The 10,254-nt window shown below is 41.1% G+C and carries 8 protein-coding genes; 5 read left to right on the top strand and 3 right to left on the bottom strand.

Features of this window, described 5'->3' with window-relative positions; genetic code table 11:
• Positions 1-223 precede the first annotated feature (223 nt).
• From folD to lysS, 3 genes are all read left to right on the top strand, one after another.
• Positions 224-1,084 carry a bifunctional methylenetetrahydrofolate dehydrogenase/methenyltetrahydrofolate cyclohydrolase FolD gene (gene folD / locus QMF79_RS04380; RefSeq protein ID WP_281772902.1) on the top strand — a complete coding sequence of 287 codons (861 nt, stop codon included), beginning with the start codon at positions 224-226 and terminating at the stop codon, positions 1,082-1,084.
• A gap of 121 nt (positions 1,085-1,205) precedes the next feature.
• On the top strand, positions 1,206-2,681 hold the full coding sequence (rng, locus tag QMF79_RS04375) for a ribonuclease G (protein ID WP_281772901.1): 1,476 nt from the start codon (positions 1,206-1,208) through the stop codon (positions 2,679-2,681).
• Between the two features lie 124 nt (positions 2,682-2,805).
• On the top strand, positions 2,806-4,308 hold the full coding sequence (lysS, locus tag QMF79_RS04370) for a lysine--tRNA ligase (RefSeq protein WP_281772900.1): 1,503 nt from the start codon (positions 2,806-2,808) through the stop codon (positions 4,306-4,308).
• Positions 4,309-4,408: 100 nt separating this feature from the next.
• On the opposite strand, the gene trxA is transcribed toward lysS, so the two are convergent.
• From trxA to QMF79_RS04355, 3 genes are all read right to left on the bottom strand, one after another.
• Complete coding sequence (trxA, locus tag QMF79_RS04365) at positions 4,409-4,726, bottom strand: thioredoxin (RefSeq protein ID WP_005706202.1); 318 nt, start codon at positions 4,724-4,726, stop codon at positions 4,409-4,411.
• Positions 4,727-4,858: 132 nt separating this feature from the next.
• Entirely contained in the window at positions 4,859-6,151 is a 1,293-nt protein-coding gene (locus QMF79_RS04360; protein WP_281772899.1) for a nucleobase:cation symporter-2 family protein, read from the bottom strand.
• A gap of 162 nt (positions 6,152-6,313) precedes the next feature.
• Positions 6,314-7,879: a SulP family inorganic anion transporter gene (locus tag QMF79_RS04355; protein ID WP_281772898.1), complete on the bottom strand. Its 1,566-nt coding sequence runs from the start codon at positions 7,877-7,879 to the stop codon at positions 6,314-6,316.
• A 222-nt stretch (positions 7,880-8,101) separates the two neighbouring features.
• Between QMF79_RS04355 and QMF79_RS04350 the strand changes: the two genes are divergently transcribed.
• On the top strand, positions 8,102-9,088 hold the full coding sequence (locus QMF79_RS04350) for a RodZ domain-containing protein (protein ID WP_281772897.1): 987 nt from the start codon (positions 8,102-8,104) through the stop codon (positions 9,086-9,088).
• Between the two features lie 15 nt (positions 9,089-9,103).
• Positions 9,104-10,219, top strand: a complete 1,116-nt coding sequence (ispG, locus tag QMF79_RS04345; protein WP_281772896.1) for a flavodoxin-dependent (E)-4-hydroxy-3-methylbut-2-enyl-diphosphate synthase — start codon at positions 9,104-9,106, stop codon at positions 10,217-10,219.
• The last annotated feature ends 35 nt before the right edge of the window (positions 10,220-10,254 follow it).

The following is a 10,254-nucleotide window of genomic DNA, read 5'->3' as shown; positions in this document are numbered from 1 at the left end:
ACGACCCACTGGTCCCAAACCAGTTGCGCTACCAAGCTGCGCTACTCGCCGATAATTGGTTTTCATTATAGAGAGATCGATTGGCTTGTCAAATAAAAATCGCTATATTTCTATCAGATGATTGAGTTTTATGCGTTTCTTAAAATTTACTTATCAAAAAGCCTTTTTTTTGAGAAAATAGCAAACGTTTTCATATCATCATCCCCTCATTTAAGGAGAGTTTATGACTGCCAGAATTATTTCAGGTACTGAATTATCTAAAAACATCAAAGCCAATATTGCAACCAAAATTGCGGGACACATTACCCAAGGAAAGCGTGCTCCAGGGTTAGCTGTAATTTTAGTAGGGGAAGATCCTGCATCACAAGTTTATGTTGGCAGTAAACGCCGTAGTTGTGAAGAAATCGGTATTTTTTCTAAATCTTATGACCTACCTGAAACAACATCTGAATCTGAACTACTCTCTTTAATTGATGAACTTAATCACGATAACGCTATTGATGGCATCTTAGTTCAGCTACCTTTACCAAAACAGATTGATTCCACCAAAGTTATCGAAGCGATTGCACCACATAAAGATGTGGATGGTTTCCACCCCTACAATGTTGGTCGTTTATGCCAACGAATTCCAACTTTACGCTCTTGCACTCCGTATGGCGTGATGAAACTGCTTGAAACCACGGGGATAAATTTATATGGCAAACACGCGGTAATTGTAGGAGCCTCAAATATTGTAGGCAGACCCATGGCATTAGAGTTATTGTTAGGTGGTTGTACCGTTACTGTAACTCATCGCTTCACACAAGATTTAGAAAGCCATGTTCGCCAAGCAGATATTTTAGTTGTCGCAGTGGGTAAACCTGAGTTTATTAGTGGTAAATGGATAAAAGAAGGTGCGATTGTGATTGATGTAGGGATTAACCGAGGAGCAGATGGCAAACTAAAAGGTGATGTTGCTTTTGCCGCTGCTGCTGAACGAGCCGATTTTATTACTCCTGTACCAGGTGGTGTTGGCCCAATGACGGTAGCTATGTTAATGCAAAATACCTTACAAGCGTATGAACAACACATAGTGAATGCATAATTTTTGAGAGCCTAATATTGAATAGTATTAGGCTTTTTTATTTCCATCTCAAGCGGTTAATTTTTACAGCCCTTTTGTAAAGTGTTAAACTTGCCATAATCAAATTTCAAGGAATAACAAAATGAGTGGTGCTGAATTATTGGTCAATGTGACTCCAAGTGAAACTCGGGTAGCATTGGTTGAAAACGGGATTTTAAAAGAGCTTCATATTGAGCGTGAGGCAAAACGTGGGATTGTCGGCAATATTTACAAAGGGAGAGTCACCCGTGTATTACCAGGGATGCAATCGGCTTTTGTGGATATTGGTTTAGAAAAAGCTGCATTTTTACACGCTTCTGATATTGTTTCGCACACCGAATGTGTGGACGAAAATGAAAAAAAACAATTTGTGGTAAAAAACATCAGCGAATTAGTACGTGAAGGGCAAGATATTGTGGTGCAAGTCGTAAAAGATCCGCTTGGCACAAAAGGGGCACGCTTAACTACTGATATTACCTTGCCTTCTCGCTATTTGGTCTTTATGCCTGAAAACAGCCATGTAGGCGTTTCGCAGCGTATTGAAAGCGAAGCAGAACGCAACCGTTTAAAAGCGCTTGTTGAACCCTATTGCGATGAGCTCGGCGGTTTTATTGTCCGCACCGCTGCAGAGGAAGTAAATGAAGAGAGCCTCGAACAAGATGCAGCTTTTTTAAAGCGTTTATGGCGAAAAGTATTAGAACGCAAAGGGAAATATCCTACCAAATCAATGCTTTACGGTGAATTGGCATTAGCACAACGCGTATTGAGAGATTTTGTCGGCACGCATATTTGTTCAATTAAAATCGATTCCAAAATCACCTACGAGCAAGTCAAAGAGTTCTTATCCGAATTTATGCCAGAGCTTACCGACAGCGTGAGTCTTTATTCTGGCACGCAAACGTTATTCGACGCCTATGGCGTGGAAGAAGCCATTCAACGCGCCTTAGATAAACGCGTAAACTTGAAGTCAGGCGGTTATTTAATCATCGAGCAGACCGAAGCGATGACCACCATTGACATCAACACAGGCGCTTTCGTGGGGTCACGCAATTTGGCACATACCATTTTCAATACTAACATTGAAGCTACGCAAGCCATTGCGCATCAACTGCAATTGCGGAATTTAGGCGGGATTATCATTATCGACTTTATTGATATGCAAGAAGAAGAGCACCGCAAACGCGTGCTGGAATCGCTTGAAATAGCGTTGAAAGGCGACCGTGTAAAAACCAACGTGAACGGTTTTACTCAGCTTGGTTTGGTGGAAATGACCCGCAAACGCACACGCGAAAGCCTTGAACATATTCTCTGCTGTGACTGCCCTGCTTGTAAAGGTCGAGGCACGATCAAAACCGTAGAAACCGTATGCTACGAAATTCTACGTGAAGTGGTCCGTGTGCATCATTTATTTAACACTGAAAAAGTGCGAATTTATGCCTCTAAAGAGGTGGCGGAATATTTAATCAACGAAGAAAGTCACGCCTCCCTTGCTGAACTTGAAGCCTTCATTGGTAAGAAAGTCGAGGTAAAATTAGAGCCTTATTATCATCAAGATCAGTTTGATGTAGTGGTGATGTAAAGTTACAAGCGGTCAAATTTCGCAAAACTTTTGCCAATTTTGACCGCTTGTTTCCTACCAAATACCAGCAAAATCCGCTATAATTTGAGTGTTTTTTCCAAAATTTAACCCAAAAGGTAACAAAATGTCTGAAGTAGAAAATACAGAATTAGATCTAAATGGCGAGATGATCGCTCGTCGTGAAAAATTATCGCAGTTGCGTGAACGCGGTAATCCGTTCCCGAACACTTTCCGTCGTGAAGATAAAGCGGCAGATTTACATCAAAAATATAACGATGTTGATGGCGAAGAATTAAAAGAAAAAGCGATTCCAGCGGTGGTAGCTGGGCGTGTAATGTTACGTCGTGTGATGGGTAAGGCAACTTTTATTACCATTCAAGATGTGAGCGGTCAAATTCAGCTTTATGTGGCACGTGATAACTTACCTGAAGGTGAATATCAAAATCTGATTAGCTTATTAGATTTAGGCGACATCGTTGGTGCAAAAGGGACGTTATTCAAAACCAAAACAGGTGAATTAACTGTGCGTGCTAGCGGCTTCCAGCTTTTAACTAAAGCCCTTCGTCCATTGCCAAACAAACATACAGGCTTAACCGACCAAGAAACCCGTTACCGCCAACGTTATTTAGACTTAATTGCGAACGAAGAATCTCGCCGTGCGTTTGTTATTCGTTCAAAAGTGGTGTCGGGCATTCGCCAATTCTTCTTAGATAAAGACTTTATCGAAGTGGAAACCCCAATGTTACAAGTGATTCCAGGCGGTGCGGCAGCGAAACCATTTATTACACACCATAATGCATTAGACGTGGATATGTATTTGCGTATTGCCCCTGAGCTTTACTTAAAACGTCTTGTCGTAGGTGGCTTTGAGCGTGTGTTTGAATTAAACCGTAACTTCCGTAACGAGGGTGTGTCAGTTCGTCATAACCCAGAATTCACAATGATTGAATACTACCAAGCGTATGCGGATTATCATGATTTAATGGATAACACCGAAGAATTATTACGCAAATTAGCGATTGATATTCTTGGCACGACCACCGTGCCTTACGGTGAATATACCTTTGATTTCGGTAAACCATTCGAACGTATTACGATGCACGATGCGATTGTGAAATACGGCAACGGAATTAAACGCGAAGATTTAGACAATTTCGAAAAATCAGTAGAAATCGCGAAAGGTTTAGGCATTGAAATTCAAAAATCTTGGGGCTTAGGTTCTGTAGTGAATGCCATTTTTGAAGAAGTGGCAGAACATCAATTGATTCAACCAACCTTCTTAATGGCACATCCTGCGGAAATTTCACCGCTTGCACGTCGCAACGATGAAAACCCTGAAGTGACTGACCGCTTTGAATTATTCATTGGCGGACGTGAAATTGGTAACGGCTTCTCAGAATTAAACGATGCAGAAGACCAAGCAGAACGCTTCCATGCACAGGTAGCAGCGAAAGAAGCGGGCGATGACGAGGCGATGTTCTTTGATGATGACTTCGTGGTAGCCCTTGAACACGGTTTACCACCAACAGCAGGCGAAGGCTTAGGCATTGACCGTTTAGCAATGATTTTCGCAAATGTACCATCTATCCGTGATGTGATCTTATTCCCCGCGATGCGTCAGAAATAAATTAGGTTAAAAAGTGAAAAAAGGCATAATCTGTTGGGATTATGCCTTTTTTGACTAATGAGACTTAATTAGTTATTGATATATACTTTTGTATTTATTCTTATAATGCTTGCTCAACAAAAGCCGCTAATTGAGATTTTGGTAAAGCACCTACCTGTGTTGCAACTACTTGACCATCTTTGAAAAGAATTAATGTTGGAATTGAACGAATACCAAATTGTGCTGGTACTTGTTGGTTCTCATCTACGTTCACTTTTGCAATTTTCGCACGACCTGCAAACTCTTCTGTTAACTCATCTAAAATTGGTGCTACCATACGACAAGGACCACACCAAGGTGCCCAGAAATCTAATAATACTGGGACATCAGATTTTAGTACTTCTTGTTCAAATGTTGCATCGGTAACTTGTAAAGTCATAATTAATTTCCTTGTTTACATTATTTTAATAAAAGAAAAACACCACCGAGGAATCAGTGGTGTTCGGCCGGCTTCAAGATAAGGTTTCAACCAGCTAATTTCAAGTCTATTTTTCCAATTGCTTTGATAATTTTATTCTTTATCTTCAGGTAAAATCAGATTAAGTACAAGAGCTAACACTGAACCTACGGTAATCCCAGACCCAAAGACTTCTTTAAAGAAACTTGGCAATTTATTAAGCAATTCAGGGCGAGTTGTAACTGCTAAACCACAACCGATGGAAATCGCAATAATTAAACCGTTACGTTTTGAACGCTCTACTTTATCAAGCATTTGAATACCTGCTGCGATAATCATCGCAAACATCACCAAACCAGCACCGCCTAATACAGGGCTTGGAATAGAAACGATTAACGCTCCAAACCATGGGAAAATGCCTGCAAAAACGAGCAATACACCCATTACGGTCACTACGTGGCGACTTGCTACGCCCGTTAGAGAAATTACGCCAATATTTTGGGCGAATGATGAAAATGGTGTTGTAGACATAATTGCTGCAAAGGCAGAGCCTAATCCATCACACAACACACCACCGCGTAAATGTTTACCTGTAATCTCTGTTTGAGTGGCATTACCCAATGCTAAAAAGTTACCGCTTGATTCCACAATGGTAACTAAATAAGCAATCGACATTCCAATAATCCCCGAGATAGGGAATGCTAAACCGAAATGTAAAGGTTGAGGAATTGCAACAATTTCTGCATTTTTGACCGCTTCAAAGCTAATCCAACCGAAGGCTAATGCCACGACATAGCCTACCATCATACCAATGACGATAGCCGCAGCGGAGAAAATTCCCTTGCCCCATTGAACTAAAATTACCACGAGCACAAGCACAAATGTTGCCATTGCAAGATTAGCTGGATCGGCATAGTTGGCATCGCCTTTTTGACCACCTGCAAACCAATCTACCGCTACAGGGATAAGGCTTAGACCAATCATCATAACGACAACACCAGTCACCACAGGTGGGAATAATTTACGCACATAAGGCATAAAGAAGCTTTCGATGACCATTATCAGTGGTCCTACTAATGAAGCACCTAAAATACCTGCCACGCCGTGCTCACTAAAACCAATTGCCAGTGCGGCTGCTACGAAAGTAAAACTTGTGCCCATTACGCTTGGCAAACGCAAACCGATAGGGCCAATCCCGCGGCATTGAATAATAGTGACAATGCCTGAAACTAAAAGGGCTGCATTTACAAGCACAATGGTGTCTGGCGTTGGAAGTTTTAACACATTGCCTATAACGAGAGGAACCGTAATGATACCACTAAGTGCAGCAAGAAGATGTTGAAGAGCTAAAAGAAGGGTTAACCCGAAAGGAGGTTTTGAATCAACAGGATAACGTAAAGTTTGCATATAAGCCTCAATATAAAAAAACTGAGACGAATTATACGAGCTAGCACTCTATCACGCAAACGATTGCTAGGCGGATTATATAGGTATTTCGCATTGGGATAACGGTTTATGAATCAGAAACACTAAGTAGAATAATAATTGGTATTATGTATATTCAAATAGCTATATTCGCTTATGATGCTCTACTTTAATATTTGAATGTTGATCTACATGACTATCATAATCGGCTTTGAAGCCTTTTAAAATCACGCGGATATTGTTCTCTTTGGCATAAATTTTGGCGAAATCTTCAATTAGTTCCAGTACATCACAAGCAATGTAAGCGGTATGTTCTGCATTAATAATCACCATTGAGTTAGGTTGAATATTTTTAAGCGTTTTCTTGATTGCAGCTTTATTGAGAAATGAAACCTCTTCGGCTAAATCAAGGCGGATTTGTGAGGCATCAGCAAGTTCTTCTCGGCTTAGATAGTAAGCACGTTTCATATTACCGTGCAGAATAAATAGGATACTGATAACCAAGCCAAGCCCCACGCCTTTGAGCAGATCGAAAAGCACCACCGCAACCATAGTAACGATAAATGGGATAAATTGATAAATGCCTTTATGCCAAAAGTGTTTGAAAACTGTTGGGCGAGCAAGTTTGTAGCCAACTAAAATCAATACAGCTGCAAGAGTGGCAAGCGGGATTTGGTTCAGAAAAGCAGGAATAGCAAGCACACAAATGAGTAACAAAACGCCATGAATAATAGTGGAAAATTTATGTGTAGCTCCTGAGTTGGCATTTGCCGATGAGCGGACAATGACCGCTGTAATAGGCAATCCGCCAAGTAGAGAGGAAATAATATTGCCCACGCCTTGAGCCCGTAATTCTTGATTGGAATCGGTAAGCCGACGTTTTATGTCTAATCGATCAGCCGCTTCAATGGAAAGCAAAGTTTCAATGGATGCTACAATCGCAATCGTTGCACCTGTTACCCAGATAAATGGATTCATAAATCCACTGAAATCGGGGAAAATCACAAAATCTTTTAAATCTTGCCAAGAAGAGAGGGCGGGCAAGTGCACTAGCTGATTTTCAGGTACGGCTAAATGGCTATCTAAAGCACTAAAAAGATTGTTTAGCAAGACGCTAACAATCACCGCAATTAACGCGGAAGGAAGTAGTTTTATCTTTTTGAGTTTAGAGGAACGATCCCAACTAAGCATAATGGAGATTGAAAGCAGCGTGATAATCAAGGTACCAAGATGGATGTTAATAAAAGAATCCGTACCGTTGAAAAGCAGTTTATCCGTGCCAATCGCATAAGGTAGCTGTTTAATGATAATTAAAAAACCAATACCCGCAAGCATTCCTTCAATCACCGCTACGGGAATATAGTTGGTAATGCTACCTGCTCTAATCACGCCTAAAATGAGCTGAATAACGCCTGCAATAATGCCTGCACATAAAAAAAGCTCAAAGCTACCGAGTTGCGTAATTGCACCTAATACAATCGCCACCAAGCCCGCTGCCGGCCCTGCCACACTGATATGCGAAGTGCTTAACCAGCCGATAATAATACCGCCAACAATGCCTGAAATAATGCCCGAAAGTGGTGGAGCACCTGACGCAAGGGCGATACCTAAACAGAGTGGCAAGGCGACCAGAAAAACCACCAATCCAGAAGCAAAATTTTGTTTAAACAATGAGGATTTTGAAGTTTTTTGGTGCGCTGTTTGGGGCATAGCGTCCTCGCATAAAATGAAGTAAAAAGGATAAAACAAGCGATCATTCTACGCCTGATTTTTGCAAAAAATTTTGCTATATATCAGATTTTGACAAAATTTTTGAAAAATTACCTTTTTCTGCTCAAATTTTTGCAAATTTCTCAGTTAAAATTTGCAAAATTGGGATGATCTCTTTAAACTTTCAGATATTTTTGTGTGTTTAATTAAAAGAACTTTGTTATGACCGAATCTCTCATCACACTTTCAACAGATACACTCTCGCTAGGACAGCAACTCAAGCAATCGCGTGAAGCACTGCAATTATCCATTGAAGATGTTGCACAAAAAACAAATCTTAAAAAATCGCATATTGAATCGCTCGAAAACGATATTTTTATTTTGCAAAATGTAGCTCCGACCTTTGTGCGTGGCTATGTGCGTAACTATTTACGTTTTTTACGGTTGCCAGAAGATCTGGCTTCAAGCGTAAACTATGGCGAGGTAAAAATTCCTAAAGAAGTGCTGCATAAAACTTCTGCTGGAAAAGTGATGCAAAAATCACAAAATTTATGGGTAAAATATCTCACTATTTTTGTGCTATTAGCTGCGATTGGTATGACGTTGCTTTGGTGGTGGCAAGATTACCAACAAGAGCAAGAAAACCGCGATCAGTTTGTGAATAGTGCTGTGCCCGTTGAAACCACGCCTGCAACGCATAATGCGATTGAAATCAGCCCACAAGTAGAAGCACCAGCTGAACCAACAGCTCAAACGGCAGCACAAGCGGTCGAAAATGCAGAAAATGTTGCACCTGTGGCTGAAACTCAAGCTCAAGCTCAAGCAGCATCTGAAACTACAGCACCTGTTGCTAATGTTGAAAATAACGCACAACAGACAGCTGTTACCGCAACGGATGTATTGGCTCAACCAGCAGCTGACAATGTACAAAATAGTACACCAAGTGCTGAAACAGCCATCGGTAACGATGATTTACGCATTGAAATTACAGGCAAAGAGAGCTGGATTACAGTGAAAGGTAATCAGAGCAAGAAAAGTTTAGCCGAAAAATTATACAACAATGGCGAAGTGCTGACGTTCAATGGTAATGAGCAATACCGCTTAACCATTGGTGCACCTGCGAATGTAAAAATTTATTATAAAGGGCAAGAAGTGCCACTTAAAATTGATGGACGCGTGGTGCGTATCAAGCTTCCATTAGCACAATAAGGGTTTTAATTAAGTATGTCAGCAGTACAACATTCTCCGATTAAGCGTCGTGAATCGAAAAAAATCTGGGTGGGGAAAGTACCTGTGGGTGGCGATGCACCCATTTCTGTGCAATCGATGACCAATACTCGTACCACTGATGTGGAAGCGACCGTCGCTCAGATTAAGTCGTTAGAAAAAGTGGGGGCGGATATCGTTCGCGTTTCTGTGCCAACTATGGATGCCGCTGAAGCATTCAAAGTAATTAAACAGCAAGTGAATGTACCGCTGGTGGCAGATATTCACTTCGATTACCGCATAGCCTTAAAAGTGGCGGAATATGGCGTGGATTGCTTGCGTATCAACCCAGGTAATATCGGGAACGAAGAGCGTATTCGTGCGGTGGTAGATTGTGCAAGAGATAAAAATATTCCAATTCGTATCGGCGTAAATGCTGGCTCGCTTGAGCGTGATTTACAAGAAAAATATGGCGAACCCACACCACAAGCTTTGCTTGAAAGTGCGTTACGCCACGTGGATATTTTAGAACGCTTTAATTTCGACAATTTCAAAGTAAGTGTAAAAGCCTCTGATGTATTCCTCGCGGTCGAATCTTACCGCTTACTTGCAAAACAGATCGTGCAACCTCTGCATTTAGGTATTACTGAAGCAGGCGGTGCTCGTGCAGGTTCGGTGAAATCAGCGATTGGTTTAGGCTTATTATTATCAGAAGGGATTGGCGATACCTTGCGTATCTCTTTAGCTGCAGATCCTGTGGAAGAAGTGAAAGTCGGCTTTGATATTTTAAAATCGCTCCGTATTCGTTCACGCGGTATCAACTTTATCGCTTGCCCAACCTGTTCACGCCAAGAGATTGATGTGATTGCAACCGTGAATGCATTAGAACAGCGTTTAGAAGACATTTTAACACCAATGGATGTATCGATTATCGGTTGCGTAGTAAACGGACCTGGCGAAGCATTGGTTTCTGACTTAGGCGTAACAGGCTCAAACAAAATGAGTGGTTTTTACTTAGATGGCGTGCGTCAAAAAGAGCGTTTTGATAACGACAAATTGATCGACCAGTTAGAAGCTAAAATTCGTGCACGCGTGGCTGAACAATCACAACGTATTATGATTACACCTGCGTAATTTAAGATTATTTAATTTAAGATTATTTAATTTAA

It is taken from the genome of Pseudohaemophilus parahaemolyticus, assembly GCF_938021905.1.
In the GTDB taxonomy this organism is placed as follows: Bacteria; Pseudomonadota; Gammaproteobacteria; order Enterobacterales; family Pasteurellaceae; genus Haemophilus_A; species Haemophilus_A parahaemolyticus_B.
Note: the sequence above shows the minus strand (reverse complement) of the source record. Positions and strands in the feature narration are given on the sequence as shown.